Source organism: Agrobacterium tumefaciens (assembly GCA_025559845.1).
In the GTDB taxonomy this organism is placed as follows: Bacteria; Pseudomonadota; Alphaproteobacteria; order Rhizobiales; family Rhizobiaceae; genus Agrobacterium.
This window is the reverse complement of sequence record CP048470.1, coordinates 1,081,938-1,108,288: the sequence shown is the minus strand read 5'-3', so window position 1 is coordinate 1,108,288 and position 26,351 is coordinate 1,081,938. Positions and strand designations below refer to the sequence as shown.

At 57.8% G+C, this 26,351-nt stretch carries 25 protein-coding genes; 20 read left to right on the top strand and 5 right to left on the bottom strand.

Annotated elements, in window-relative coordinates:
• Nucleotides 1-29 precede the first annotated feature (29 nt).
• From FY156_21470 to FY156_21460, 3 genes are all read left to right on the top strand, one after another.
• The gene (locus FY156_21470) at nucleotides 30-755 is read left to right on the top strand and encodes an SDR family oxidoreductase (protein UXS04078.1); all 726 of its coding nucleotides are present in this window, start codon (nucleotides 30-32) and stop codon (nucleotides 753-755) included.
• 332 nt (nucleotides 756-1,087) lie between these two features.
• Nucleotides 1,088-2,128, top strand: coding sequence for a four-carbon acid sugar kinase family protein (locus FY156_21465; GenBank protein ID UXS04077.1), 1,041 nt, complete (start codon nucleotides 1,088-1,090; stop codon nucleotides 2,126-2,128).
• 4 nt (nucleotides 2,129-2,132) lie between these two features.
• Nucleotides 2,133-2,840: a FadR family transcriptional regulator gene (locus tag FY156_21460; GenBank protein ID UXS05188.1), complete on the top strand. Its 708-nt coding sequence runs from the start codon at nucleotides 2,133-2,135 to the stop codon at nucleotides 2,838-2,840.
• A gap of 58 nt (nucleotides 2,841-2,898) precedes the next feature.
• Here FY156_21460 and FY156_21455 read toward each other — a convergent pair whose 3' ends face one another.
• Genes FY156_21455 through FY156_21445 form a run of 3 tightly spaced genes read right to left on the bottom strand, consistent with a single transcriptional unit; the run spans nucleotide 2,899 to nucleotide 6,171 of the window.
• The gene (locus FY156_21455; protein UXS04076.1) at nucleotides 2,899-4,017 is read right to left on the bottom strand and encodes an iron-containing alcohol dehydrogenase; all 1,119 of its coding nucleotides are present in this window, start codon (nucleotides 4,015-4,017) and stop codon (nucleotides 2,899-2,901) included.
• A gap of 4 nt (nucleotides 4,018-4,021) precedes the next feature.
• Nucleotides 4,022-4,978 (bottom strand): 4-hydroxythreonine-4-phosphate dehydrogenase PdxA, encoded by a 957-nt coding sequence (gene pdxA, locus FY156_21450; GenBank protein UXS04075.1) that lies wholly within the window; start codon nucleotides 4,976-4,978, stop codon nucleotides 4,022-4,024.
• On the bottom strand, nucleotides 4,978-6,171 hold the full coding sequence (locus FY156_21445; protein ID UXS04074.1) for a glycosyl hydrolase: 1,194 nt from the start codon (nucleotides 6,169-6,171) through the stop codon (nucleotides 4,978-4,980). Before FY156_21445 ends, pdxA begins: the two co-directional genes overlap by 1 nt.
• Before the next feature lie 323 nt (nucleotides 6,172-6,494).
• Between FY156_21445 and FY156_21440 the strand changes: the two genes are divergently transcribed.
• The 8 genes from FY156_21440 to FY156_21405 all read left to right on the top strand — a co-directional run bounded on the left by FY156_21440 (nucleotide 6,495) and on the right by FY156_21405 (nucleotide 15,472).
• On the top strand, nucleotides 6,495-8,003 hold the full coding sequence (locus tag FY156_21440) for a peptide ABC transporter substrate-binding protein (GenBank protein UXS04073.1): 1,509 nt from the start codon (nucleotides 6,495-6,497) through the stop codon (nucleotides 8,001-8,003).
• Nucleotides 8,004-8,094: 91 nt separating this feature from the next.
• The gene (locus FY156_21435; GenBank protein ID UXS04072.1) at nucleotides 8,095-9,009 is read left to right on the top strand and encodes an ABC transporter permease; all 915 of its coding nucleotides are present in this window, start codon (nucleotides 8,095-8,097) and stop codon (nucleotides 9,007-9,009) included.
• Between the two features lie 14 nt (nucleotides 9,010-9,023).
• Nucleotides 9,024-9,947, top strand: coding sequence for an ABC transporter permease (locus tag FY156_21430; GenBank protein UXS04071.1), 924 nt, complete (start codon nucleotides 9,024-9,026; stop codon nucleotides 9,945-9,947).
• Entirely contained in the window at nucleotides 9,940-11,559 is a 1,620-nt protein-coding gene (locus FY156_21425; protein ID UXS04070.1) for an ABC transporter ATP-binding protein, read from the top strand. The genes FY156_21430 and FY156_21425 overlap by 8 nt, the downstream gene beginning before the upstream one ends.
• 20 nt (nucleotides 11,560-11,579) lie before the next feature.
• Nucleotides 11,580-12,461, top strand: a complete 882-nt coding sequence (locus FY156_21420) for a dihydrodipicolinate synthase family protein (GenBank protein ID UXS04069.1) — start codon at nucleotides 11,580-11,582, stop codon at nucleotides 12,459-12,461.
• A 396-nt stretch (nucleotides 12,462-12,857) separates the two neighbouring features.
• Complete coding sequence (locus FY156_21415; GenBank protein ID UXS04068.1) at nucleotides 12,858-13,547, top strand: hydrolase; 690 nt, start codon at nucleotides 12,858-12,860, stop codon at nucleotides 13,545-13,547.
• A 186-nt stretch (nucleotides 13,548-13,733) separates the two neighbouring features.
• On the top strand, nucleotides 13,734-14,720 hold the full coding sequence (locus FY156_21410; GenBank protein UXS04067.1) for an alpha/beta hydrolase: 987 nt from the start codon (nucleotides 13,734-13,736) through the stop codon (nucleotides 14,718-14,720).
• A 74-nt stretch (nucleotides 14,721-14,794) separates the two neighbouring features.
• Nucleotides 14,795-15,472, top strand: coding sequence for a gamma-glutamylcyclotransferase (locus FY156_21405; protein UXS04066.1), 678 nt, complete (start codon nucleotides 14,795-14,797; stop codon nucleotides 15,470-15,472).
• 25 nt (nucleotides 15,473-15,497) lie between these two features.
• Here FY156_21405 and FY156_21400 read toward each other — a convergent pair whose 3' ends face one another.
• Nucleotides 15,498-15,995, bottom strand: coding sequence for a hypothetical protein (locus FY156_21400; GenBank protein ID UXS04065.1), 498 nt, complete (start codon nucleotides 15,993-15,995; stop codon nucleotides 15,498-15,500).
• A gap of 285 nt (nucleotides 15,996-16,280) precedes the next feature.
• Between FY156_21400 and FY156_21395 the strand changes: the two genes are divergently transcribed.
• The 9 genes from FY156_21395 (at nucleotide 16,281) to FY156_21355 (ending at nucleotide 25,232) form a co-directional block, all read left to right on the top strand.
• Nucleotides 16,281-17,171 (top strand): helix-turn-helix transcriptional regulator, encoded by an 891-nt coding sequence (locus tag FY156_21395; protein UXS05187.1) that lies wholly within the window; start codon nucleotides 16,281-16,283, stop codon nucleotides 17,169-17,171.
• A 360-nt stretch (nucleotides 17,172-17,531) separates the two neighbouring features.
• On the top strand, nucleotides 17,532-18,221 hold the full coding sequence (locus FY156_21390; GenBank protein UXS04064.1) for a hydrolase: 690 nt from the start codon (nucleotides 17,532-17,534) through the stop codon (nucleotides 18,219-18,221).
• 72 nt (nucleotides 18,222-18,293) lie between these two features.
• Nucleotides 18,294-18,581, top strand: coding sequence for a XapX domain-containing protein (locus tag FY156_21385; GenBank protein ID UXS04063.1), 288 nt, complete (start codon nucleotides 18,294-18,296; stop codon nucleotides 18,579-18,581).
• Between the two features lie 96 nt (nucleotides 18,582-18,677).
• The gene (locus tag FY156_21380; GenBank protein UXS04062.1) at nucleotides 18,678-20,555 is read left to right on the top strand and encodes an amidohydrolase; all 1,878 of its coding nucleotides are present in this window, start codon (nucleotides 18,678-18,680) and stop codon (nucleotides 20,553-20,555) included.
• Nucleotides 20,556-20,776: 221 nt separating this feature from the next.
• Nucleotides 20,777-21,217, top strand: coding sequence for a DoxX family protein (locus FY156_21375; GenBank protein UXS04061.1), 441 nt, complete (start codon nucleotides 20,777-20,779; stop codon nucleotides 21,215-21,217).
• Entirely contained in the window at nucleotides 21,214-22,812 is a 1,599-nt protein-coding gene (locus tag FY156_21370; GenBank protein ID UXS04060.1) for an MFS transporter, read from the top strand. Before FY156_21375 ends, FY156_21370 begins: the two co-directional genes overlap by 4 nt.
• Nucleotides 22,813-22,997: 185 nt before the next feature.
• Entirely contained in the window at nucleotides 22,998-23,678 is a 681-nt protein-coding gene (locus FY156_21365; protein UXS04059.1) for a DUF1275 domain-containing protein, read from the top strand.
• Between the two features lie 61 nt (nucleotides 23,679-23,739).
• Nucleotides 23,740-24,126, top strand: coding sequence for a DUF1622 domain-containing protein (locus tag FY156_21360; GenBank protein ID UXS04058.1), 387 nt, complete (start codon nucleotides 23,740-23,742; stop codon nucleotides 24,124-24,126).
• 62 nt (nucleotides 24,127-24,188) lie between these two features.
• A complete protein-coding gene (locus tag FY156_21355; protein UXS04057.1) occupies nucleotides 24,189-25,232 on the top strand; it encodes an LLM class flavin-dependent oxidoreductase in 1,044 nt (347 codons plus the stop codon).
• A 2-nt stretch (nucleotides 25,233-25,234) separates the two neighbouring features.
• On the opposite strand, the gene FY156_21350 is transcribed toward FY156_21355, so the two are convergent.
• Nucleotides 25,235-26,347: an NAD(P)-binding protein gene (locus FY156_21350; protein ID UXS04056.1), complete on the bottom strand. Its 1,113-nt coding sequence runs from the start codon at nucleotides 26,345-26,347 to the stop codon at nucleotides 25,235-25,237.
• Nucleotides 26,348-26,351 lie beyond the last annotated feature (4 nt).

Here is a 26,351-nt window from a genome sequence, read left to right as displayed (position 1 = left end):
CTTGCGGGCCATAACATTTCGAGGGTTTCATGCAGTTTTCCGGTAAATCCGTTATCATCACCGGTGCAGGCAAGGGTATTGGTCGCGCCTGTGCCCGGCTTATGGCCGAACGCGGAGCCGATGTCGTCGCGCTCAGCCGCACACAGTCCGACCTCGACAGCCTGAAGGCGGAAATCGGTGGTCGCTCGATCCGTGTCGATCTTGCCGATGCTGCAGCAACCCGGGCCGCGATGGCAGAGGCTGGTACCTGCGACTTTCTGATCAACAGCGCCGGCATCAACGTGCTGGAAAGCGTACTTGATGTGACCGAGGCCGGCTACGAGGCGGTGTTGGGCATCAATCTGCGCGCAGCACTCATCACCTGCCAGGAATTTGCGCGCGCGCGTGTTGCTGCTGGCGGCGGCGGCGCGATTGTCAACATCACGTCGATTGCAGGCCATCGTGGTTTTCAGGATCATCTGTGCTATGCCGCGTCCAAGGCAGGCCTTGAAGGCGCGACGCGCGTGATGGCCAAGGAACTTGGTGCGCACGGCATCCGCGTGAATGCTGTTGCCCCGACGATCACCTTGACGGAACTGGCCGCCGAAGCCTGGAGCGATCCGGTAAAGAGCAATCCGATGATGGTGCGCCACCCGCTCAACCGCTTCGCTGAGGCGGAAGAAGTTGCGCAAAGCATCGCGCTTCTGCTCTCCGACGACAGCCGGATGATTTCGGGCGCCGTTCTGCCAGTTGACGGCGGCTTCCTCGCGGTCTGAGATCTCCAAGGCGGCGTGGTAAACGCCGCGCTTTTCACTTTAGGCGCGCCAGCCTCAGGCTCGGTTGACGAATGATTGCTTTTTGGCCGGCAGGTAACTGCCGGCCATTTTTATTTTGTAGTCGGACCGAGACAGAACAGGCAATCCGTCTGGCAGCGATGGGATCGATGCCTCCCTAGATGCGTTTTTCTTCTCTCAAGCACGAAATCATCCAAGGGCTGCATAACGTCCGGAATGAACTTGTCATAGTTTGTTATTCACAACGTTCTTTCATTTGATTATAAACGCATTTACAGTGAAAAAACATGACAACTTATTCTGGGATCTAAGCTGTGCTGTTAATCTTTGCCGATGATCTGACCGGTGCTTTGGACGCCGCCGCTCCCTTCGCGGGACGCGGCTTGGTGACGGAGATCGCCATGGATCTCGACGGGGTTCAAGCTGCTCTTGCGGAAGCTCCGGATGTTCTGAGCGTCAATCTTGGCTGTCGCGATGGGACAGCCGAGGAAGCGCAGCACCGAACAAAAACGCTGTTGGCGTTGCTGCCTGGCGATGTCGTGCTGTTCAAAAAAATAGATTCCCGTTTGAAAGGGCATATTGCGGCTGAACTGGACGCGATTTCTTTTGGTCGAGCACTGGTTGTGCCCGCCATTCCGGATTTTGGCCGGGTTGTCGCCAATGGGTCGCTGCAGGGTTTTGGTGTCGATGAACCCATATCGATCAGCGCGACGTTAGGGAGACATGCCGGACGCAGCACAGTTCCTGATGTCGCTTCACAGGAAGATCTGCGCGTTGCGCTTGTGAAAGCGCAGGAGAATGGCGTCGATCTGCTGATCGGGGCACGGGGTCTCGCGGAGGCGCTTGCCCAGCAGATGACTGGCCGCACAGCGACCGAACCTGCGGAGGTGCCAGAAGGCAAGGGCCTTTTCGTGATCGGTTCACGCGACCCGATCACCCTCTCACAGATCGATCATCTTGTTGCCGCAGCTCTGGTAAGAACGCTGGCCGCTCCGAACGGCGTCGTGCCGCAGGATGAAGCTGACACGTCCGGGCCTGTTCTGGTGCAGGCAACGCAGGGATCGCAAAGCTGTTCTCATCAGGATGTATCCGATCACCTTGCAGCAGGTGTCGTGCCGATGTTGACGGCGAGCGCCAGAACGCTTCTTCTGTCCGGTGGCGCAACGGCGGAAGCCGTTCTTCGTGCCATGGGCATTTCCCGGCTGCGCCTTGCAGGTGAATGCCTGCCGGGTCTGGGTGTCGGCGTTTCGGGCGACCATTGCATAATTGCGAAATCGGGTGGTTTTGGGCAAGCTGGGACGTTGACGCAAATTGCGAAGATGATGCTGGGCAGACATGATGCTGGAGAGAGCTGACAAGATGGCGCTGACACGAGAAACGGCACGCAAGGCACTTCCCGACATCATTTTCGAGCGCATGCACAGGGCCATCAAATCCGGTGCCTATAAGCCTGACGAACGCCTGCCGACAGAACATGAGCTGGCAATGGAATTCGAAGTTTCGCGACCAGTGGTGCGTGAAGCTCTTCGGCGCTTGCGTGATCAGGGCTTTATCTATTCCCGCAGAGGGTCTGGCAGCTATGTTCGAGCGGTTGGCATGCGTGAGCCGCTGGGCTTTGGCCAACTCGAAAATGTCGCCGATCTCCTGAACTGTTACGAGTTTCGCCTGACGCTGGAACCGGCTGCGGCCGCGGCTGCGGCGTTGCGTCATGATGGCGAACGGCTGGCAGCCATCAAAAAAGCGCTGGAAATGCTTCGTGATGCGACGAACCGCCAGTCTCACCGGGAAGACGCCGACTACCAGTTCCATCTCGCCATCGCGCGGGCGGCACGCAACAGCTATTTCTCGACGGCGATGGAAGCGCTGAAGGATCACATTGCCGTTGGCATGAAGTTTCACGGCATGTCGGTCAAACGCGAGGCATCAGGATTGGCGCGCGTGTTTGCGGAGCATGAAGCCATTGCAAAGGCCATTGCCGACGGCGACGCCGATGCGGCGCGGCAATTGATGCTCAACCATCTCACAGGTTCGCGTGACCGCCTGTTTGAATCTTCGAATGTCGGTTGATCCATAAAAGCAGAGTTTGGCATTGGCCGATGCGCTATGGGGCGCACCGGCGCTGCAATCAGAATGCGTGGCGGTAAATGCCAAGCACGTCGTCGACACTCATATCGACCGGATTGTTGTCCATCAGCCGGCGGATTGCGTGGGCATCCTGCGCATAACGGACAAGGTCAGCTTCCGTAGCGCCGTGGCGGGCGAGCGACATCTCGATGCCAAGATTGGCGCAAAACTCCGTGGCCGCCTTGCGAAGCTCGTCCTGGGCGAGGTGATCGCGAATCCCGAGAGCGCTGGCCACTTCTGCCGTCTTTTGTGAAACCGCAGGCTGGTTGAAGGCCAGAACGTGTGGAAAGACAACGGCGTTGGCAAGGCCATGGGGCAGATGCAGAAGCGTGCCAAGCGGATAAGCGATGGCATGACCGGCCGCCGTGTTGACAGGGCCCAGGCAAATGCCGCCGTAATAGGAAGCGAGCATCATGCCTTCACGCGCTTCGGTGTCCTCACCATTCTGCACGGCACGCGCCAGATATTTGCCGACCAGTGTGAAGCCCATGCGTGCGAAACCGTCGATCATTGGATGCGCCTTGCGATTGGTGAAGGCTTCCACGCAATGCGCCATGGCATCGACGCCGGTGGCTGCCGTCACCGCTGGCGGCACGGAATAGGTCAACTCAGGGTCGAGGATCGCCAGATCGGCGATCATGAACGGGCTCTCGACGGCAATCTTGTTGCCCTTGACCGGATCGGTGATGAGCGAACGGATGCCGGCCTCAGAACCGGTGCCCGCTGTCGTGGCGATCTGGATCAGCTTCGTATCGCGTCCGGCAACCTTGTTCGGACCTGCAACGTCTTCGAGCGTCTGAGAGGAATTCCAGAGCGAGGCGACCAGTTTTGCCACGTCCATGACGGAGCCGCCGCCAAGGCCGATGACGAGCTCGGGTTTTGCGGCACGTGCCGCCGCCAATGCAGCATCAAGCGTTGCTGTGTCGGGTTCCCCGGGAATGGCGTCAAAGACTGTAAAAGGGCCCTTTAGTTGGAGCCGATCGATAAATTTTGCGGTCAGAGGTGTGGCGATCACCAGTGTCGAGGCGGTTTCTCCTGCCCAGGCGCCAGCTTCGGAAATCGTGCCTGCACCGACGACAAGCCGGCGCGGCTGGTGGATGAGTATGGGTGCTTTAAACATGCTGTCATCCTTTCCGGCTTTCGCCGGCCACGAGCTTGCGGGCATAGGCGATGGCGGCGTTCATGTTGCCGTGATTGGCAATGCCCTTGCCGGCAATGTCGAAGGCGGTGCCATGGTCGACGGAGGTACGATCGATCGGAAGGTCTACCGAGACGTTGACCGCGGTATCGAAGGCGACGAGCTTGATCGGGATGTGTCCCTGATCGTGATATTGCGCCACCACAAGATCGAAAGCGCCGGAATAGGCGCGATGGAAGACCGTATCGGCGGAGATCGGCCCATGCACCTCAATGCCTTCGGCGCGTGCTGCGGCAACCGCCGGCGCGATCTGATCGTCATCCTCTGTTCCGAAGAGACCGTTTTCGCCGCAATGCGGGTTGATGCCTGCGACGGCGATGCGCGGACGTTCATAACCGATGCGCTTCAAGTGGTCGTTACCGGCGCGGATTGTCGCCAGCACCCGTTCTGTGGTGGCCCGGCGGATCGCTTCCTGGAGAGAGACGTGGGTTGAGACATGAATGACTTTCAGCCGTTCCGACGCCAGCAGCATATAGGCGGCCGTTGAGCCGGTCAGGCTGCGGAGCATGCCGGTGTGACCATCATAATGGTGTCCCGCCAGATTGAGCGCTTCCTTATTGATCGGTGCGGTGACGATGCAGCCGATCGTGCCTGCTTCGGCATCGCGCACGGCCCGCTCAATGAAGCGGAATGCGGCGTCGCCTGCCACCGGTGATAATGTCCCCCATGGAAGAGGAGCGCCTTCCACAGGCAGATCGACAACATGGGATGTGAGGTCGATGCTGACGCCAAGTGCTTCCCGCGCCGCCTCAAGCGTGGCGAGGTTTCCATAGATACGGGTGGCAGCACGATCCGTGGATGACATTTCGGCCAGTGCCCGGACGGTAATTTCCGGACCAACCCCACATGGATCGCCCATGGTGATACCAATGATATTGCTCATCACTTTCTCCCGTCCGTCTTGTCGGCCCAGCCCGGAGCAAGCCGGACATATTTGATCGCGCGTCGATAATAGGTGTAGCTCAGATGGAGCGTGCCGTCCGGTGCCTCAAGAAGCCAGGGATAGGACATTTCCTTGTTGCGTCCGTCTGTCGAGTCATTGGAAAGGCATGTGCCAGGGCCGTCCTCGATCAGGAGGCGGGTTGGAAATGACAGGCCGTCGTCTTCGGACAGGCAGACGCTGAGAGGTGCACGCGGCACACCCCACACCGGAACGCAGCCGCCCGTCGGGTCGGCATCCGGACGTTTGTCGTCTTCCCCCAGCTCGTCATAGAGCGAAGCGCGCCGGTCGCTCGATTGCGCCGCACTGGTGGGGTTGCAGATCATCGCCAGCCGGCCGTCCTTCAAGCGGATTGCGGCAATGGAGGAGTTGTTGTTCGGCACATCGGTTGGCTGTGGCGCAGACCAGTTGCGGCCGCCATCGCTGCTTTGTGTGCGGTAGACAAAGTCGGCCTGCCGGCGGCGGAAAAAGGCGGAATAGGACGACGTTGTGCTGGCAACGGGGCTCATGTGAACGCAGCCGATGGAATCAGCAAGATCCTCCAGACGCCATGTCTTGCCGCCATCTTCCGAGACGCCGAGGGCCGCCGTATCATGACTGCCATTCCACTTTTGACCGGGGCGCTGGACGCAGCGGAAGATCGGCAGAAGCCAGGCTCCATCATCACGAATGGAAAGGGGCGCCCGGACAAAGCATCCCCTTGGCAGGTCGAGGAAATGCCCCTCTTCAGACGAGAGCTTTTCAGGCGCGGATATGTCACGAACGATCCTGGCCATGCGGATACGGCATTCGTCCTGATTGCCTGACGGCTGGGCCGTATGAAACAGCCAGAGCGTGCCATCGGGCGCGGTAAACAGGACCGGGTTCTGCTCGGAGTGGTCAGGATCGTGGCTCAGCCGCTGTGCCTCTCCCCAGTTTGAAGTGCCGGGTAACAGCACGGATGCAAAAATCGAGATATCCGATTTTCCCTCCAGTGTGCCGCCAAACCAGGCGCAGACGAGTGCGCCATCATCAAGCAGGTGCAGAAAGCTCGCATGATTTTGAATCATCGGCGAAGGCAGCAAGGCTTCTTGTCGTTCGCTCGAAGCGGAAACGATGGCGCCGGTCATGGCCCGGGCAATGTCGTCAGGGGTCATTTGGATCTCCTCTTGCCTCGATGAAAATTCCAAAAACAAAAAGTTGTCAAGTTTAAATGCAAAAATAAGAAAGGCATTCTGTTGTCAGGATATCTAATAAATTATTGAAATAACATGATAAAAATAAAGTGCTTTGACCATAATAAAAATCCTTACGAAAAATAAATTGACAAAAAATGTGTTAGCGTCGATGCTCTGTTTACGGGTGGAGGAGACAATCATCCGCTACGCCATGTCCTGAGACATCAGGCGGGGCTTCTTTCGGGAACGACCCCGCGGTGCGCTGCCATGGAACTGAATTTCTGATCTGGGAGGAGAATGGAATGAAGAAGACTTTGATGATGGGCGCCTTGATGATGGGCTCCCTGACCGCCGTGGTATCACCGGTGATGGCGGCTTCCGGCCCCATCAAGATCGTTCTGGCCGAAGAAGCGGATCTGCTTGAGCCTTGCATGGCAACGCGCTCGAATATCGGCCGCATCATCATGGAAAATGTCAGTGAAACACTGACCGAACTCGATGTGCGCGGCAAGAACGGCGTGCAGCCGCGACTGGCGGAAAAATGGGAGCAGAATTCGGATGGTAGCTGGCGCTTCCATTTGCGTCAGGGTGTGAAATTCTCCGACGGCACCAGTTTCGACGCGAAAGACGTCAAACACAGCTTCGAGCGCATCATGAGCGACAAGAACGCGTGCGAATCTCGCCGCTACTTCGGCGGCATGACCGTGACGCCGACCATCGTCGACGACAATACCATCGACTTCAAGACCGATCCGGCTCAACCCATTCTGCCGCTATTGATGTCTCTGGTGACCATCGTTCCCGAAGAAACGAAGATGGAATTCATCCGTGAGCCAGTCGGTACCGGGCCTTACAAGCTTACCAACTGGACGCCTGGCCAGCAGATCGTGCTGACGGCACGTGATGACTATTGGGGCAAGAAACCTGCGGTCACTGAAGCAACCTATCTTTTCCGTGCGGACCCGTCGGTTCGTGCAGCCATGGTACAGACGGGCGAAGCCGATCTTTCACCGTCGATCTCGCAGCTTGATGCGACCAATGACAAGACCGATTTTTCTTACCTCGACAGCGAGACGGTCTATCTGCGCCTCGATCATAATATCGCACCGTTGAACGACGTGCGGGTACGTCGCGCCCTCAATCTTGCCATCGACCGGCAGGCATTCCTCGGCACACTTGTTCCCGATGGCGCTGTATTGGCGACGGCACTCGTTCCGCCGACCACGCTTGGCTGGAACCCCGATGTCAAGGTGTTCCCCTACGATCCCGATGGCGCCAAGAAGCTGCTTGAGGAAGCAAAAGCCGCTGGTGTGAAGGTCGATACGCCGATCACCATCATTGCCCGCACGGCAAACTTCCCGAACGTGACGGAAATCATGGAAGCCATCCAGTCGCAGTTGCAGGATGTCGGCTTCAAGATCGACCTGAAGTTCGTCGAAGTGGCAGAGCATGAGAGCTACTACTCCAAGCCCTTCAAGGAAGGTCGCGGCCCTCAGATCGTTGCCGCCATGCACGACAACTCCAAGGGTGACCCGTCCTTCACCATGTTCTTCAAATATGCCACGAAGGGCACGCAGGCCGGTTTCTCTGACCCCAAGGTCGATGACCTGATCGAACGCGCATCCGCTGCGGTTGGCGACGAGCGTGCAAAGCTCTGGTCCGAGCTGATTGCCTACCTGCATGATGATGTCGTGGCCGATGTGCTGCTGTTCCACATGGTCGGTTTCTCGCGTGTTTCCGAACGGCTGGATTTCAAGCCAACCATCGCCACCAACTCGATGCTGCAGCTTTCCGAGATCGGCATCAAATAACGGCCGCATCAAGATCCTGCGTCCAAGCATCCATCCAGATGCAACGGCGGGCCCTGGTGCCCGCCGTTGCCATAAAACTCCGGAGGCGATCATGTTGAGCTTCATTCGTAAACGGTCCGTGGCCAGCCTGATCTCGTTGATCGGCCTGATCGTGATGGTTTTCTTTCTCTCCCGCCTGACAGGCGATCCGGCGGCATTGTTCCTGCCCGTCGAGGCATCGGAGGAAATGAAACAGCAGTTCCGGGCTCTGCACGGTTTGAACGATCCGCTGATGGTGCAGTTTTTCCGTTACGCAGGCGACGTGCTGACGGGTGATCTCGGTGAATCGCTCAGAAAGGCGCGTCCGGCGCTCGACGTCGTCACCGAGGCTTTCGTCTGGACCCTTTGGCTTGCGCTGATCACCATGTCGCTTGTCACAACGGCGGCGATCGTGATCGGCTCGCTCGCGGCCTTTCGGTCCGGTGGCTTTTTTGACCGCATGGCCTCGATGATCTCGCTGGTCGGCGCGTCTGTTCCGGATTTCTGGCTGGCGATCGTCGCAATCGTCGTGTTCTCGGTCAATCTCGCCTGGCTCCCAACATCCGGCACCGGCTCGCTGTTGCACTGGATATTACCGATTGCCGTACTCTTTGTGCGACCCTTCGGTATCATCGTGCAGGTGGTGCGCGGCTCGATGATCGGCGCCCTGTCGTCGGCCTATGTCAAGACAGCCCGTGCCAAGGGTGTAAAATCCGGCCCAATCATCTTCGTGCACGCGCTGCGCAACGCCATGCTACCGGTTATTACCGTGATCGGCGATCAGGCAGCGAGCCTCCTGAATGGTGCCGTTGTCGTTGAAACGATTTTCGGTTTTCCCGGCGTAGGCAAGCTGATGATCGATTCCATTCTGCAGCGCGATTTTAATGTGGTGCTGGCGGCTATCCTGGTGACGGCCCTCGCCATCTTCCTGATGAACCTGCTGATCGACCTTGCCTACGCGCTGCTCGATCCCCGTATTCGCCATTGAGGGGGTATTCAGCCATGAGCCTTTCAACCGCCGACACACAGATCGTGGACGAACCATCATTTCCTGTTCGCCTGGCACGCATGCTCTGGGCCGACAAGTTCGCACTCTGCGCCGTGATCTTTCTCCTGATCGTCGTGGTTCTCGCCTTCATCGGTCCAGCCTGGCTTGGAGATCTGGCGACGAAACAGAACCTGCGCGGTCGCAATCTCGCGCCGTTTGACTGGCAGCGGGAATGGTATTTCTGGCTGGGGGCCGATGCGCTCGGGCGCTCGCTGTTTGCCCGTATCATTGCAGCCACCCAGAACACATTGATGATTGCCGCTGGCGCTGTCCTGCTGTCGTCTGTCGTGGGAACGCTTCTTGGACTGATTGCCGGTTTCTCTTCGGAGCGCACAGGCCAGATCATCATGCGGCTTGCGGATGTCATCATGTCGTTCCCGTCGCTGCTGATCGCGGTGATCGTTCTCTATCTGCTCGGCTCGTCCATTCTCAACCTGATGCTGGTTCTCTCCATTACCCGCATCCCGGTCTATATCCGCACGACACGAGCCGAGGTTCTTGAGGTGCGCGAGCGCATGTTCGTTCAGGCGGCCCGGGTCATGGGCGCTTCGGGAAAACGAATTCTCTTCCGGCATATCCTGCCTGTCGTCCTGCCGACTTTGACAACACTTGCCACGCTCGATTTCGCCTATGTGATGCTGGCGGAAAGCGCATTGTCGTTCCTCGGCATCGGTATCCAGCCGCCGGAAATCACCTGGGGTCTGATGATCTCGCAGGGACGCCAATATCTGACAAATGCCTGGTGGCTGTCGTTCTGGCCGGGACTTGCCATCATCCTCACCACACTGTCGCTTAATCTGCTTTCGAACTGGCTGCGCATCGCGCTCGATCCGGTGCAGCGCTGGCGGCTGGAAATGAAAGGCCGCAAGAATGGCTGACCATCTTCTTGAAGTCCGCAATCTTTCCGTTGAATTCCATACGGCAAGCGGCGTCGTCCATGCCGTGAAGGATATCTCCTACCATATCGACCGTGGCGAGACGCTGGCGATCCTTGGCGAAAGCGGCTCCGGCAAGTCGGTATCGTCATCAGCGATCATGAATCTGATCGACATGCCGCCCGGGCGTATCAGCGGCGGACAGATCCTGCTTGATGGTCGTGACCTTTTGACGATGCCAACGGAGGCGCGGCGTGGGATCAATGGCAAGCGCATCGCCATGATTTTTCAGGATCCGCTCAGCCACCTCAATCCTGTCTATACGGTCGGCTGGCAAATCCGCGAAGCCATGACGACGCATGGTCTCGACAGGGCAAAGGCCGAAGCCGAAGCGCTTCGGCTTATGGGGCGTGTCGGTATTCCCGACCCTGAACGCGCGCTAAAGAAATACCCGCATGAATTTTCCGGTGGGCAGCGGCAAAGGGTCATGATTGCCATGGCGCTGGCGCTGAAACCCGACCTCCTGATTGCCGACGAGCCAACTACCGCGCTTGACGTGACGGTGCAGGCCGAAGTGCTCGCCTTGCTGAAAGAACTGCAGCGGGAAACCGGCATGGCGGTTCTTATCATCACCCACGATCTGGGGGTCGTGGCGGAGATTGCCGATAGGGTTGTGGTCATGGAGAAGGGCGTACTGGTTGAGGCCGGGACCGTCCACGAGGTCTATCATAACCCACAGCATGCCTACACTCGCAAACTGATCAATGCCGCACCCGGCAAGGGTGAGATGCATGAACCGAAGGCAGCGGGCGAGGCATTGCTCAGTGTGCGCGATGTGCGCAAACGTTATGGCGCATTTGAAGCATTGAAGGGTGTCTCCTTCGATCTCATGCCCGGCGAAACTATTGCTGTTGTCGGCGAAAGCGGGTCGGGCAAGTCAACGCTTGCGCGCATTCTGCTGCGGCTCGACGAACCGGATGCGGGGCAGGCGCTCTGGAAGGGCCGCGATCTGTTCCAGCTCTCGCCATCCGAACTGTTCGGCCTGCGGCGCGATCTGCAGATGGTGTTTCAGGACCCGACGCAATCCCTCAATCCGCGCATGACCGTTTTCCAGCTTGTTTCCGAGGCCTGGGTAATCCATCCGGATATTCTGCCGAAAGCGAAATGGCGGGAACGTGTCGCGGAGCTTCTCGGGCAGGTGGGCTTGTTGCCGGAACATATGGGGCGCTATCCTCATCAGTTCTCTGGCGGTCAAAGACAGCGTATTGCCATTGCTCGCGCGCTGGCACTTGAACCCAGGCTTATCGTCTGTGACGAGGCCGTGTCGGCGCTCGATGTGTCCGTTCAGGCGCAGGTCATTGCACTTCTCGACAAGTTGCGCCGCGAGATGGGGCTGTCTTTCATTTTCATCGCCCATGATCTGCCGGTTGTTCGGGACTTTGCCGATCATGTCATGGTCATGCAGCGTGGAGAATTGGTCGAGTTCGGCACGGTGCGGCAGGTCTTCGAGGCGCCGCGACAGGATTATACCCGTGCGCTTCTCGCTGCGAGCCTCGACCCTGATCCTGACACACATGCTACTGACCGCCCGGCTCGAGCAGGGCAGGCGATTTGAAATTCAATGGGAGTTCTTTCATGACGAAACAAGCTTTTGTCGCGCTCGTGACCTGTTTCAACGAGGACGAAACGATCAATTACGAGGCGACGCGCGCACAGGTTCGCCGTCAGGTGGCCGCAGGCAACAACATCATGTGCGCTGGAACCAATGGTGATTTTACCGCGCTGACGCATGAAGAAAAAATTAGACTGACGGAAGAGGTCGTAGACGAGGTGGATGGTCGCGCCAAAGTCATCGTCAATGCCGGCATGCCCGCCACGTTCGAAACACTGCAGCTTGCCAAGGCCTTCGACCGTATCGGCGTCGACGGCATTGCCGTCATCACGCCATTCTTCATTGCCTGCACCCAGGACGGGTTGATCCGCCATTTTTCCACTGTCGCAGACGCGGTGGAGACGCCGATCTATCTCTATGACATTCCCGCCCGCACCCAGAACCACATCGAACCGGAAACGGCACGAAAACTCGCCGTTCACGGCAACATCGCCGGTATCAAGGATTCCGGCGGCGCGCAGCAGACGCTGGAGGCTTATTTGCAGGTTGCAAAGGAGATGCCTGGTTTCGAGGTTTATTCGGGACCGGACCATCTCGTTCTCTGGTCACTGCAAAACGGCGCGGCAGGTTGCATTTCCGGCCTCGGCAACGCGTTACCAAAGGTGCTCTCCGGCATTCTTACAGGCTACAATACGGGCGATGTTGCCGAGGCTGAACGCCAGCAGGCAATCTATACGGCCTTTCGCACCGACCTGTACGCGCTGGGCTTTGCGCCCGCCATGGTGAAGCGTGCGCTCTATCTTCAGGACGCGTCCGTCGGTGCGAGCCGACAGCCTGCCTTGCTGCCTGATGAGGAGCAGGACAACAAGATCCGGGATATTCTGAAGCGTTACGATCTTCTCTGAGCAACGCCGGCTCGCGTTCTTACGTGAGATCGGTCATGGGCTTTTCGCACTGTCGGGTAACCCGGTCGTGCGAGGAGCCCTTTTTTATGCTTGAATGATGCACATCGACGACGGGTTTGACGCTCACTCCCAGGCCGCCTGATGTCGTGATATTTTGAAGGGCGATACGCGCAGCGTCACGTTCTCCTCGCCCCACATCGGGAATATTAATTGTTTCAATAATCGCAATTCATTCGCAATTATTATTGCAATTCTGTGCCGCGTTTGGTCGGGCTAGTTATAGCTCCAACAGAGACGCGACGGACACACCGGACAACACCAGAGATACACCGGTCACGCCCAAGCGACGACGTTTCAACCCAGCCGCCTTTGGCCATCATTTTACGGAGAACCACCATGTCGAAGCTTGAAGTCCTGACCCCCGCCAACAGCCAGCTCATCTTCATCGACCAGCAGCCGCAGATGGCTTTCGGCGTCCAGTCGATCGACCGCCAGACGCTGAAGAACAACGTCGTCGGTCTCGCCAAGGCTGCCAAGATCTTCAACATCCCGACCACCATCACCACGGTCGAAACCGAAAGCTTCTCCGGCAACACCTTCCCGGAACTGCTGGCGGTGTTTCCGGAAAACGACATTCTCGAGCGCACCTCGATGAACTCCTGGGATGACCAGAATGTCCGTGATGCGCTGGCCAGGAACGCCGCCAACGGTCGCAGGAAGATCGTGGTTTCCGGCCTCTGGACGGAAGTGTGCAACACGACCTTCGCGCTTTCGGCGCTGCATGATGTTGCCGATTACGAGATCTACATGGTGGCTGATGCCTCCGGCGGCACGTCGCTCGATGCCCATAAATACGCAATGGACCGCATGGTCCAGGCTGGTGTGATCCCGGTGACCTGGCAGCAGGTGCTTCTGGAATGGCAGCGTGACTGGGCCCGCAAGGAAACCTACGATGCGGTGACGTCGCTGGTGAAGGAACATTCCGGCGCTTACGGCATGGGCATCGATTATGCCGTCACCCACGTCCATGGCGGTGCAGAACGCGTCAAGCACGGCAAGCGCATCGGACCGAACCCCGCCAAGTAAGGCAGATCTGGAATTTTCGGCAGGGTGCGGTGAACCGCCCGCACCCTGCCAGCCGCATCGATCATTTCATAATCGGCAATTCAATCGAAATCAGTGTTGCAATTGTTGGTCGCGATGACGCGCGTTACCTTCCTTCCATCGAAACACGGACGCGGCCGGTAAGCAGCAATCGTCCAGGAGCAGACCATGACCGGATTTCCCCTCTTCAATCGCCGCAGCGCCCTGATCCTCGGCGGAACACTCGCGGCCGCCGCCGCATTTCCAACACGGCCGATCATGGCGGCAACGGCCACAGCAACCACCTCGAACATCAATTCCGCGAACGGAGACAAGACAATGAGCACGATCACCACCAAGGACGGCGTAGAGATTTTCTATAAGGACTGGGGTCCGAAGGATGCCCAACCGATCATGTTTCACCATGGCTGGCCGCTGTCTTCGGACGACTGGGACGCCCAGATGCTGTTCTTCCTGTCGAAGGGATACCGGGTTGTTGCCCATGACCGGCGTGGCCATGGCCGCTCTGCCCAGGTGGCGGACGGTCACGACATGGACCATTACGCTGCCGACGCCTTTGCTGTTGTCGAGGCGCTCGACCTGAAGAACGTCGTGCATATCGGTCATTCGACCGGTGGCGGTGAGGTTGCCCGTTATGTGGCCAAGCATGGCGAGCCTGCCGGTCGTGTTGCCAAGGCTATTCTGGTTTCGGCCGTTCCGCCGCTGATGCTGAAGACGCCAGAAAATCCAGAGGGTTTGCCGATCGAGGTGTTTGACGGGTTCCGCTCAGCCCTTGCCGCCAACCGGGCGCAGTTCTTCCGCGACGTTCCGGCCGGTCCTTTCTACGGCTTCAACCGTGATGGTGCGACGGTTCAGGAAGGGGTGATCCAGAACTGGTGGCGTCAGGGTATGATGGGTGGTGCCAAGGCGCATTACGATGGCATCAAGGCCTTCTCCGAGACCGACCAGACCGAAGACCTGAAGTCGATCGGCGTTGCGACCCTGGTGCTGCATGGTGAAGACGACCAGATCGTGCCGATCGTCGCTTCCGCCCACAAGGCGGTCAAGCTTCTGAAAAACGGTACTTTGAAGACCTATCCCGGCTTCTCGCACGGTATGCTCACCGTCAACGCAGACACGCTCAACGAGGATATCCTCGCTTTCATCAAAGCGTGATATGAGCCATGGCCGCAGCAGGAAACTGCTGCGGCCATTTTTGCAGACCGAGTTGAACAACAATCGAGACCATGATGCTTTTGACGCCCGAACTTGTTGCCCTGACCATGCGGGATGTCCGAGATGATGGTCCGGAACCCGGGTGGACACCGCTTTGCGAGGCGGAACTGGAGCAGCTTGTTGACCGGATTGAAAGCGAAGCTGGCACCGATCCCCTCCTGGTTTTTGCCTATGGTTCGCTGATCTGGAATCCCGAATTAGAACCGGTTGGCCGCCAGCGCGGAACGGCTTTCGGGTGGCACAGATCCTTTTCACTGAAGATTGAGCGGTGGCGGGCGACGAGCGATCAGCCGGGACTGATGATGGTGCTTGAGCGTGGCGGGCGGTGCGACGGGATTGTTTTTGAGCTCTCGCCTGAGCGCCGACGCCAGGATCTTCGCGGACTGGTAGCGCGCGAGATCAGGTATCGGGAGGTGATGGACATGATCCGCTGGCTTCCCGTGCGAACCGAAAAAGGCGTGCGCAAGGCCCTGACATTCTGGGCAAGCACAAAACGTCACGGGTTGACACAGCCCTTGCCGATCGAGGAAGCATCGTCGCTCATCGCAAAGGCTTGTGGCCAGGGTGGGTCGTGCGCCGAATATCTGCACAACACTGTCGTTGACCTTCAGGCCGAGGGGATTCGTGACCGCAATCTGTGGCGTTTGCAGGCGCTGGTGGCTCAAGACATTATCGCAGGTCGCGACGCCTAATCCGACCATCGCTAGGATGTGTCGCTCAATGCAGTTGGCGTGAGCGGCCGTAGCAATGGGCAATGTGAGAACTGAAAGCCAATCCGACATGCAAGAGGAGGCCGTATCTGGTGTTCTCCGGCATCTCGAAGAACGACATCATCGCCGCTCCGATATTGCTGATGATGCGGTCCTCTATGCCCCGACAGATGGTGAGGTCGTCGATGTGCGGTTCGCCAGCTTCCTCGCGAAGCTCTTTCAGATGCTGGCGGGGGATGTGGAAGGCGAGTGCCTCGAACTGCCCTTTGATTGAAATGGAGGCTCCATGCTCCAGGCTGATCAGGCAGATGGAGCCTTTCGGGTAGGTTCTGAGCGGTGTCGGAAGGCGGTTCGGCCAGAGATCGCGGTGCTCGACATCCGCCAGATAAAGCACCACAAGAAATGCGTCGTCTGCCGGTAGTACGACTGGATCACTCTCGACTTCGTAAAAACGGCAGAGATGGGTGATGGCCAGTTTGGTTTTCCCGAACGGCTGTGTCACCATCGACTGTGCGTTTGCGGCCCCAAAAGAGCCTGCAATTCTCTCGCCTGCGTCCAACATTGCACCTATAACGATTGTGCCGATCGTCCTCCCGATCTCTGCAACCATAGCGTCTGGAAATAATTTTAGAAATGTCCCTTGTCGCAATTTTCGATCATTTCCCTGGTCGACAAAACGCATGGCATTCGACAAGGATGCGGAGCCGGGCTACGGAATCGTAGTACAGGTACGGCAACATCTTTAAAGCAGACGAGAAGGTAGTCCTCTGTGAGCGATCGTTCCACAGGTATGTCACAGCCTCCTGCGAAACAGGCAGTTGATAGCTTCGGTTGTCCGTTCGACAAGCTTTACAAAAACCAGACTCTGAGCGGCGCGGATATCAGGTTTTTCCGGAAGGGAACGCGGGATGACCAGCTTGAGCAGGTCGCGACCGAACCGAGTGATCGTGGTTTTGCGATCGGTGTTTCGACGCTTGGCGGGCATACGCGGCGCATTTTTGGTGCGCAAAAGACGACAAGCCATATGTTCGTGGAAAACTCCATCTACATCCGCGATCTCTCTGATGCCTATAAGGCAGACCTCGGTGGACCGTTTGATTTCCTGCTGCTGGAGATCTCCCCGGCAGCGCTGACAAGGATTGCCGATGAAACGGAGCTTACCGGTATCTCGTCTTTGATGGGAGAGACAGCATCCAAGGATATCGTGCTTGCCAATCTGGTGCGTGCTCTGATCCCCGCCCTTGAAAAACCGGAGGAAACCAGCGCTCTGTTTGTCGATCAAATGGCAACAGCAATCGGTACATATCTGGTCCAGCGCTACGGCGGAAAAACAATCACGACCACCAACCGGTCCAGAAAGCTGTCGCGATCCCAAGAGCTGATGGCAAAGAACCTTCTGATCGATAATCTGGATGGGGAGATCGCGGTTCAGGATGTCGCACGGGCCTGCAATCTGTCTCGCGGTTATTTCATTCGCGCTTTTCGAGATACAACGGGAATGACCCCTTACCAATGGCTGATTCAGGAGAGGATCAGCAGGGCGCGCGAGCTACTGCAGAACCCGGAGGTTTCGCTTTCGGAGGTGGCGATTTCATGCGGGTTTGCCGATCAGAGCCACTTTACGCGTGTTTTCTCCAACGTTGTGGGGACATCGCCCGGGCATTGGCGACGCAACGTCTGACGACAGCCAAGGGCTTTTCGTCGCTGACATATTTGGGCTGTTGACGGGATCGTGACAGGTCTGGTCCCGAACCTATGTGACTAATCGTCAAAGCGGATGACTTCGAGACAAGACCCTCAACGGCATTTGAGCGATTGTTCGCGCCGTTGCACCGGCGCAGTGCGGCCCGCATATTGTTTCAATAATCGCAATTCATTCGCAATTATTATTGCAATTCTGTGCGGCGTTCGGTTGGGCTAGTTATTGCTCCAACAGAGGCGCGACGGACACACCGGACAACACCAGATGACACACCGGTCACGCCCAAGCGACGACGTTTCAACCCAGCCGCCTTTGGCCATCATTTTACGGAGAACCACCATGTCGAAGCTTGAAGTCCTGACCCCCGCCAACAGCCAGCTCATCTTCATCGACCAGCAGCCGCAGATGGCTTTCGGCGTCCAGTCGATCGACCGCCAGACGCTGAAGAACAACGTCGTCGGTCTCGCCAAGGCTGCCAAGATCTTCAACATCCCGACCACCATCACCACGGTCGAAACCGAAAGCTTCTCCGGCAACACCTTCCCGGAACTGCTGGCGGTGTTTCCGGAAAACGACATTCTCGAGCGCACCTCGATGAACTCCTGGGATGACCAGAATGTCCGTGATGCGCTGGCCAGGAACGCCGCCAACGGTCGCAAGAAGATCGTGGTTTCCGGCCTCTGGACGGAAGTGTGCAACACGACCTTCGCGCTTTCGGCGCTGCATGATGTTGCCGATTACGAGATCTACATGGTGGCTGATGCCTCCGGCGGCACGTCGCTCGATGCGCACAAATACGCAATGGACCGCATGGTCCAGGCTGGTGTGATCCCGGTCACCTGGCAGCAGGTGCTTCTGGAATGGCAGCGCGACTGGGCCCGCAAGGAAACCTACGATGCGGTCACGTCGCTGGTGAAGGAACATTCGGGCGCTTACGGCATGGGCATCGATTATGCCGTCACCCACGTCCATGGCGGTGCAGAACGCGTCAAGCACGGCAAGCGCATCGGACCAAACCCTGCCAAGTAATCCATTAGCAACACTGCTCCGGTTGGCAATGAACTCCCGGAGCAGTCGCCTCACGTCTCAAGGATCGCTATCATGAAAATCTACCTCATGTCTTTGGGTGCCGGCTTGCTGGTTGGCATCGTCTACAGTCTCCTCAACGTTCGTTCTCCCGCGCCACCGGTCATCGCTCTTGTCGGCCTTCTGGGAATTCTCGTTGGCGAACAGATTGTTCCTTTTGCCAAGACGCTCTGGAGCAAGGAGCCGGCGGCGATTTCCTGGATCAACCAGATCAAGCCGCACATGTTCGGTCACATGCCAAAAGGCGACACCGGCACAGACATTGCGACGGCTCGCCAGAACCAGACGAAATCTGATAGCTGAGTCTCCCGGGGGAGATTCGTTTGCCAGCGCGCGGTGGCAGGCAATTGCCACCGCGCAACACTCATCCATCTTGAAACAGAACCCTGGAGCCGACCCATGTTCGCCGACCTCGTTCTCCACCATGGTCTCTTCACCACGCTCGATCGTGCCAATCCGACCGCAAGCGCCGTTGCCATCAAGGACGGAAAATTCCTGGCAGTCGGCAGTGACGAAGACGTCATGTCGCACGCTGGACCAGACACCAAGATCGTCGATCTGAAAGGTAAGCGCGTTCTGCCCGGCCTTATCGACAACCACACGCACGTCGTTCGTGGCGGTTTGAACTTCAATATGGAGTTGCGTTGGGACGGCGTGCGTTCGCTGGCCGACGCGATGGACATGCTGAAGCGACAGGTGGCGATTACGCCCGCTCCGCAATGGGTCCGCGTTGTCGGCGGTTTCACCGAGCACCAGTTTGTGGAGAAGCGCTTGCCGACGATCGAGGAGATCAACGCGATTGCGCCTGATACACCCGTTTTCCTGCTGCATCTTTATGACCGCGCGTTGCTTAACGGTGCTGCTCTTCGCGCTGTCGGTTATACGCGGGACACACCAAACCCGCCGGGCGGCGAGATCACCCGAGATGCCAATGGTAACCCGACCGGCATGCTGCTTGCCAAGCCGAATGCGGGTATTCTCTATTCGACCTTGGCAAAGGGGCCAAAGCTGCCTTTCGAGTATCAGGTCAATTCGACACGCCATTTCATGCGTGAGTTGAACCGGCTCGGCGTAACCGGTGTGATCGACGCCGGCGGTGGCTTCCAGAATTATCCTGATGACTACGAAGTCATTCAGAAACTCTCCGATGAAAATCAGCTGACCGTTCGCCTGGCCTACAATCTCTTCACCCAGAAGCCGAAGCAGGAGAAAGAGGACTTTCTCAACTGGACTTCCTCGGTCAAATACAAGCAAGGCAACGACTATTTCCGTCACAACGGTGCTGGCGAGATGCTGGTCTTCTCCGCTGCTGACTTCGAGGATTTCCGCCAGCCACGCCCGGAGATGGGTCCGGAAATGGAAGGCGAGCTGGAAGAGGTTGTGCGCGTTCTCGCCGAAAATCGCTGGCCCTGGCGAATGCACGCCACCTATGACGAGACGATCTCGCGGTCGCTTGATGTCTTCGAGAAGGTCAACAGGGATATTCCGCTGGAAGGTCTCAACTGGTTCTTCGACCACGCGGAAACCATCTCCGAAAGATCGATTGACCGCATAGCCGCGCTTGGCGGCGGCATCGCCACCCAGCACCGCATGGCGTATCAGGGCGAATATTTCGTCGAGCGTTATGGTCATGGCGTGGCGGAAGCAACACCGCCGATCCGCCGCATGCTGGACAAGGGCGTCAATGTCTCGGCCGGTACGGATGCAACGCGTGTTGCCTCTTACAATCCGTGGGTCTCGCTGTTCTGGATGGTAACCGGCAAGACGGTCGGCGGAATGCAGCTTTATCCGCGTGCCAATTGCCTTGATCGCGAAACGGCACTGCGCATGTGGACCGAAAAGGTCACCTGGTTCTCGAATGAGGAAGGCAAGAAAGGCCGTATTGAAAAGGGCCAGTTCGCCGATCTCATCGTTCCTGACAAGGACTATTTTGCCTGCGCCGAGGATGAAATCTCTTTCCTCACTTCGGACCTTACGATGGTTGGCGGCAAGATCGTTTATGGTGCCGGCGACTTCAAGGCACTCGATGAGAATGATGTTCCCCCGGCGATGCCAGATTGGTCGCCTGTCCGCAAGTTCGGCGGTTACGCGGCCTGGGGCGAACCTGACGGTGCGGGCTCTCGCTCGCTGCGTCGTACTGCGATCACATCGTGCGGCTGCGCCAGCGATTGCGGTGTTCATGGGCATGATCACGCCGGTGCATGGACCTCGAAACTGCCGATCGCCGATCTGAAGGGCTTCTTCGGCGCGCTTGGTTGCTCCTGCTGGGCGGTCTGAGCCCTGTAGTGACTGGCTAACGGTTCAACGGGCATCGATTTCGTCGATGCCCGTTTATCGCATTCAGCGTTAGAGTGGCCCAAATTATCATTATTGCATAAATCGCAATTAAATAGAAAATATTGATGCAATTGTAGTTCGCAATGCATCAAGCCAATATCGCTCCATCAGATGAACACGCAAGCCGCTCGCAACGAACGGCAAAGATGCAGGAGCAGACAATGATCGATCCAACTCGAACAATTCGCCGGGGCGGGCTTTTAGCCAACGTCGTTGCGGCGCCCGTCACACGAACCGTTGCACTTCTTGCGCTTTGCGCCGCCTATATTCAGGGCCCTCTCACCAAGATCGCTGACTTTCCAGGCGCTATTGCCGAGATGAACCATTTCGGACTTCATCCAGCTCCCGTGTTCGCCGTTCTGGTCATTGGATTTGAGCTTGCCGCATCCGCCATGGTGGTCTCCGGTTTTCTACGTTGGCTCGGCGCTCTCGCTCTCTCCGGCTTTACGCTGCTTGCGACACTCATCGCGCTACGCTTCTGGGAGCTGCCATCTGGCATGGATCGCATGATGGCAACGAACGCATTCTTTGAACACCTCGGACTGGCCGGTGCTTTCGTCATCGTCGCAGCAATCGATCTCACAAAAGGAGCAGGCAAATGAGTGCCAACAAATCTTCGATGAGCAGTTTTGCTCCGCTCGCTCAACCCGTCTTCGCAGTCCTCTGGGCTGCCACGGTTCTCGGCAATACTGGCAGCTTCATGCGTGATGTGGCGAGTTCCTGGCTGATGACGGATCTGTCCGCGTCGCCTGCGGCCGTCGCCATGGTTCAGGCTGCAGGGACGTTGCCAATCTTCCTGCTCGCCATTCCGGCGGGTGTCCTGACTGACATCCTCGACCGGCGCAAGTTTCTGATTGCCGTGCAGTTGCTGCTGGCTTCGGTTAGCGTCAGCCTCATGGTGCTGGCTCATTCCGGCATGCTCTCCGTTAGCGCCCTGATCGGCCTGACCTTCCTGGGCGGCATCGGTGCCGCATTGATGGGGCCGACGTGGCAGGCGATTGTTCCTGAACTGGTCAAACGCGAAGACGTTAAAAGTGCGGTCGCGCTGAACTCACTGGGCATCAATATCGCCCGGTCGATCGGCCCTGCGGCTGGTGGTCTCCTGCTTGCTGCTTTTGGTGCTGCCTTCACCTATGGTGCTGACGTTGCCAGCTATATCGTCGTCATCGCGGCGCTGGTCTGGTGGCCGAGGGCAAAGAACGCCAACGATGCGTTGCAGGAAAACTTCTTCGGTGCTTTCCGCGCCGGCCTTCGTTACACCCGCGCCAGCAAGCCTCTGCATGTCGTTCTGTTGCGTGCAGCCATCTTCTTCGCCTTCGCCAGTGCCGTCTGGGCTCTGTTGCCTCTGGTCGCCCGTCAATTGTTGGGTGGAGACGCCAGCTTCTACGGTCTTCTTTTGGGTGCTGTCGGCGCCGGTGCTATCGGTGGCGCGCTGATCATGCCCAAACTGCGTGAACGTTTTGATGCCGATGGTTTGTTGCTAGGGGCGGCTGTCGTCACCGCTGTCGTCATGGGAACTTTGTCCATGGCGCCGCCAAAATGGGTTGCCATCATCGTATTGCTTCTGCTCGGCGCCGCCTGGATCACCGCATTGACCACCCTTAATGGAACGGCTCAGGCTGTCCTGCCAAACTGGGTCCGTGGTCGTGGTCTTGCCGTTTACCTGACTGTTTTCAATGGCGCGATGACCGCAGGCAGCCTTGGTTGGGGTGCGGTTGGTGAAGCAGTTGGAGTACCGGGTGCCCTTCTTATCGGCGCTGCAGGTTTGCTGGTTGCTGGTGTCATCATGCACCGCCTGAAACTGCCGGCTGGCGATGCCGACATGGTGCCGTCCAACCATTGGCCTGAACCTCTCGTTGCCGAACCGGTTGCTCATGATCGCGGCCCTGTCCTGATCCTGATCGAATACAACGTCGAAAAGCATCACCGTACAGCCTTCCTGCATGCACTTGACGTCCTGTCGCAGGAACGTCGCCGGGATGGAGCCTATGGCTGGGGCGTTACAGAGGACTCCGCCGATCCGCAGAAGATCGTGGAATGGTTCATGGTGGAATCCTGGGCTGAACATCTGAGACAACACAAGCGTGTCTCAAATGCCGACGCCGACCTGCAAGGCAAGGTTCTTGCCTATCACACAGGCCCGGATAAGCCCGTCGTCCGGCATTTTCTGACAATCAATCGGCCCGGCAAGGCCTGAGAAACGAGGGAGCGGTCAAAAGCCGCTCCTTCTTTTATTGTTTCATAAATCGCAACTCATTCGAAAATATTGTTGCAATTGTTGGATCCGCAGTTTCTGGCCAAAATCTCTCCATCGAACCGAACGAGCCGACGCTTAACGCGGCAGACGTTCTTCCACTAGAAACAGCGATCGAGATCAATGCCATGAAGTTTCCCTCTCTCCCCATGCTCCTGAGTTTCAACGGAGGTTACGTCGATACGCTTGGCTTCCTGGCGCTGTCGGGGCTGTTCACCGCCCATGTCACAGGGAATTTCGTCACATTGGGTGCGACCGCAGCCCTTGGCCTCGGCGGAGCGTTGTCCAAGCTTCTGGCGCTTCCTATGTTCTGCATCGTAGTCTTTGCATCCCGTCTCGTTTGCCTGAAGCTTCAGAACGCGGGCCGCTCGCCTATCAGGCCGATGTTGCTGGTGAAGCTGGCGCTGCTGGCTGCGGTGGCACTTTATGCTCTCTATCATGGGCCGTTCAATGCAAGCGAAACCGTCGCAACTTTCGTGGTCGCGATGCTGCTGGTGTCTGCCATGGCTATTCAGAACGGGCTCCATCGGGCTCATCTTGCAAAAGCACCGCCATCGACTTTGATGACCGGAACGACAACCCAGATCATGCTCGACCTCGCGGATCTTCTGGCTGATCCGAAAGCCGACGAAGTGGCTGCCGCCAAAGCGCGGATCAAGAAGATGAGCGCCGCAGTGTTTACCTTCGCGCTTGGATGTGGCTTTGGCGCTGCCGGTTACATCTATGCCCCCGCAGCAGCCTTCAGCCTGCCCGCCATTCTTGCACTGGTGGCTCTGTTTGCCAGCACGGCTGGCGCCGACGCCAACTAAGCCACTGCTTCTGCGGCCACGAGGCCGAAATCGTTTCTCTTCAACTAGAAGGACTATCGCAATGGATATTGGGAGTGAAGCTGGCGGTCTGGCAAGTCTGATCGCACCGATCCTGAGGCCACTCGCATCAGGCCTCGAATTCTTCGGCGTCGGCGTGATCCTCGCCGGTGTCGGTATCGCAACGATCGTTTATGTGCGGGACCTGCTATCCGCCTCTGGACATGACGCTTACGACCGGTATCGCGCAAACCTCGGGCGCGGCATCCTGCTCGGACTGGAAATTCTGATTGGTGCCGACATCATTGCCACGATCATCTCGCCACTGACCTGGGAAAGCGTTGGCCTGCTGGGATTGATTGTCCTCATCAGAACATTTCTGAGTTTTTCCCTCGAAGCCGAGATCGAAGGCCAATGGCCGTGGTCGCGAAATACGCGTCCCGCGCTCTGAGAACCGATGAAAGCTGGTCCCACGCTCAGCTCCACATAGATAACGCATGAACTGGAAATCCCATGACCCAATCACTTGAATTCGGCCTCGACACCTTTGGGGATGTCACGACCGCTTTAGACGGACAGCTTCTCGCCCAACCGCAGGTCATCCGCAATGTCGTCGAAGAGGCGGTTTTGGCCGATCGCAACGGCATCGACTTTTTCGGTATCGGTGAACACCATCGACAGGACTTTGCTGTCTCTGCGCCAGAGGTGGTACTCGCCGCCATTGCCTCTCGTACCGAACGCATCCGTTTGGGATCGGCCGTGACAGTGCTCAGTTCCGACGACCCCATCAGGGTATTTCAAAGGTTTTCGACGCTTGATGCTCTCTCGAATGGCCGAGCCGAAGTTATTCTCGGTCGCGGCTCGTTCATCGAATCCTTTCCTCTCTTCGGTTATGACCTCTCACAATATGAGGCGCTGTTTGAAGAAAAGCTCGACCTCTTTTCCCAACTCGCCACTAAAGATCTGATTAATTACCAGGGGGATTGGAGACCGCCCCTGGTCGATCAGCACATCTATCCGCCCATGGCAGAGGGGCATCTGAAAACATGGATCGGTGTTGGCGGTAGCCCGGAATCCGTGTTGCGGGCCGTGCGGTACGATATGCGGCTCATGCTCGCCATCATCGGCGGTGATCCCGGCCGGTTTGCACCGTATGTGGAGTTATACCGCAAGGCGTCTGAACAAGCGGGTCGCCCGGCGGGTGAAATCGGCGTGCATTCGCCGGGCTATGTTGCCGAAAGCGATGAGCAGGCGCGCCGTGATCTCTTCCCGCATTTCAAGAAGATCCGCGACCGTCTCGGACGGGAGCGCGGCTGGCCTCCTGTTACACAACGGGATTTTGAAAACGAGATCGAGCACGGCTCGCTTTACGCGGGCTCTCCCGAAACAGTCGCAAAGAAGATTGTAAAGCTTGTCCGCACGCTCGGTGTTTCGCGCTTCCAGATGAAATACTCGGCTGGTCCCATGGAGCACGAAAAGCTCATGAGCAGCATTGAACTTTACGGCACGAAGGTGATCCCGCTGGTGCGAACATTGCTGGCTGAGCCTCAAACGTGAGTTCAGAAAGCTGTTTCGGCGAGACGTCGCCCATAGGCGGCGATGGCCCTGCCGACTGGCAGACGGATGCGCTGGTATTGTGAAAGAGCCTCAGGCAGATCATCCGACTGGCGCAGGGCCTCTTGCAGTGCCATCGCATCACCGGCAGCTTTGGAAACACCCATTGCCGTGTGGGGGCGAACGACGAAACCGGCATCTCCCATCAACGCGATGCGGTGCGAGACAATATGTTCTGCCTCGTAGTCGAAAATGCCCTGGATTGAGGGGCTTTCCTCTACCTGCACCGCGAGCGCCAGTTGTGGCGGTAACCGCGAGAAAGCGTCTTTGCGTAATTGCTCCCGGCGGATATTTGACAGCTCGCCACGCGGCAGCGAATATTCGAATTGCCGACCGTCCTGGCCCGTGAAGGTTCGGGCCAATTCTTCCGTCGATGTCTGGCGATACCAGACCCAGTTGTAACGTCGCTGGCCTTTGTCCGTTTCGCCCTTTGATCCCGGCACGAGGTAACCGAGAACGTGGATGCCAGGGGCGATGGAGAACGTGAAGCGATCCAGCAGCAAGGCCGCATCATCTGGCAAATGTGTTTCGGGGATCAGTCCGCGCCACGCAACGTAACCGGCAAAGGAATTTGTCGCATTGCGGTTAAGGGCTCGTCGAACTGTTGAACCGAGGCCGTCAGCCCCGATCAGCAGATCGGCGCGCTCCTGCGTGCCGTCGGCAAAGGTAAGGGTAACACCGTCATCGTTTTCCTTAACACTATCGACATGGTGGCCAAGACGATACGTATTCGGGGCAAGGCGAGATGATACGCGTTCGAACAGGTAATCCCAGGAGATCTGCATCTGTGGCATGTCGAGCCGTTGCGCGACACGCCCTGTTGCGTTGAGATAGATTCTCTCTTTCGCGATCACGCCAACGTGGGCAACATCTTCGCAGCCAATCCGGCCGAGAATGTCGAACAGATCCTGCTGCGGGACCAGGCCCGCACCTCGGCCTCCAAGCCCGGACGACGAGCGCTCGTAAAGTTTGACGTCATGTCCATCCTGTTGCAGCAGGATCGCGGCGAAGAGACCTGCAAGTGAACCGCCTGCAATGCGAATTGTCTGAGGTTTCATGGCG

Excerpts from the sequence above, each read along its gene's own strand:
- FY156_21385 (UXS04063.1), top strand. The coding sequence starts at position 18,294 with ATGAAAATCTACCTCATGTCTTTGGGTGCCGGCTTGCTGGTTGGCATC.
- FY156_21440 (UXS04073.1), top strand. The coding sequence starts at position 6,495 with ATGAAGAAGACTTTGATGATGGGCGCCTTGATGATGGGCTCCCTGACC.
- FY156_21395 (UXS05187.1), top strand. The coding sequence starts at position 16,281 with ATGTCACAGCCTCCTGCGAAACAGGCAGTTGATAGCTTCGGTTGTCCG.
- FY156_21350 (UXS04056.1), bottom strand. The coding sequence starts at position 26,347 with ATGAAACCTCAGACAATTCGCATTGCAGGCGGTTCACTTGCAGGTCTC.
- FY156_21420 (UXS04069.1), top strand. The coding sequence starts at position 11,580 with ATGACGAAACAAGCTTTTGTCGCGCTCGTGACCTGTTTCAACGAGGAC.
- FY156_21380 (UXS04062.1), top strand. The coding sequence starts at position 18,678 with ATGTTCGCCGACCTCGTTCTCCACCATGGTCTCTTCACCACGCTCGAT.
- FY156_21360 (UXS04058.1), top strand. The coding sequence starts at position 23,740 with ATGGATATTGGGAGTGAAGCTGGCGGTCTGGCAAGTCTGATCGCACCG.
- FY156_21400 (UXS04065.1), bottom strand. The coding sequence starts at position 15,995 with ATGGTGACACAGCCGTTCGGGAAAACCAAACTGGCCATCACCCATCTC.
- FY156_21415 (UXS04068.1), top strand. The coding sequence starts at position 12,858 with ATGTCGAAGCTTGAAGTCCTGACCCCCGCCAACAGCCAGCTCATCTTC.
- pdxA (UXS04075.1), bottom strand. The coding sequence starts at position 4,978 with ATGAGCAATATCATTGGTATCACCATGGGCGATCCATGTGGGGTTGGT.
- FY156_21375 (UXS04061.1), top strand. The coding sequence starts at position 20,777 with ATGATCGATCCAACTCGAACAATTCGCCGGGGCGGGCTTTTAGCCAAC.
- FY156_21460 (UXS05188.1), top strand. The coding sequence starts at position 2,133 with ATGGCGCTGACACGAGAAACGGCACGCAAGGCACTTCCCGACATCATT.
- FY156_21370 (UXS04060.1), top strand. The coding sequence starts at position 21,214 with ATGAGTGCCAACAAATCTTCGATGAGCAGTTTTGCTCCGCTCGCTCAA.
- FY156_21470 (UXS04078.1), top strand. The coding sequence starts at position 30 with ATGCAGTTTTCCGGTAAATCCGTTATCATCACCGGTGCAGGCAAGGGT.
- FY156_21455 (UXS04076.1), bottom strand. The coding sequence starts at position 4,017 with ATGTTTAAAGCACCCATACTCATCCACCAGCCGCGCCGGCTTGTCGTC.
- FY156_21430 (UXS04071.1), top strand. The coding sequence starts at position 9,024 with ATGAGCCTTTCAACCGCCGACACACAGATCGTGGACGAACCATCATTT.
- FY156_21365 (UXS04059.1), top strand. The coding sequence starts at position 22,998 with ATGAAGTTTCCCTCTCTCCCCATGCTCCTGAGTTTCAACGGAGGTTAC.
- FY156_21425 (UXS04070.1), top strand. The coding sequence starts at position 9,940 with ATGGCTGACCATCTTCTTGAAGTCCGCAATCTTTCCGTTGAATTCCAT.
- FY156_21435 (UXS04072.1), top strand. The coding sequence starts at position 8,095 with ATGTTGAGCTTCATTCGTAAACGGTCCGTGGCCAGCCTGATCTCGTTG.
- FY156_21410 (UXS04067.1), top strand. The coding sequence starts at position 13,734 with ATGACCGGATTTCCCCTCTTCAATCGCCGCAGCGCCCTGATCCTCGGC.
- FY156_21390 (UXS04064.1), top strand. The coding sequence starts at position 17,532 with ATGTCGAAGCTTGAAGTCCTGACCCCCGCCAACAGCCAGCTCATCTTC.
- FY156_21355 (UXS04057.1), top strand. The coding sequence starts at position 24,189 with ATGACCCAATCACTTGAATTCGGCCTCGACACCTTTGGGGATGTCACG.
- FY156_21405 (UXS04066.1), top strand. The coding sequence starts at position 14,795 with ATGCTTTTGACGCCCGAACTTGTTGCCCTGACCATGCGGGATGTCCGA.
- FY156_21445 (UXS04074.1), bottom strand. The coding sequence starts at position 6,171 with ATGACCCCTGACGACATTGCCCGGGCCATGACCGGCGCCATCGTTTCC.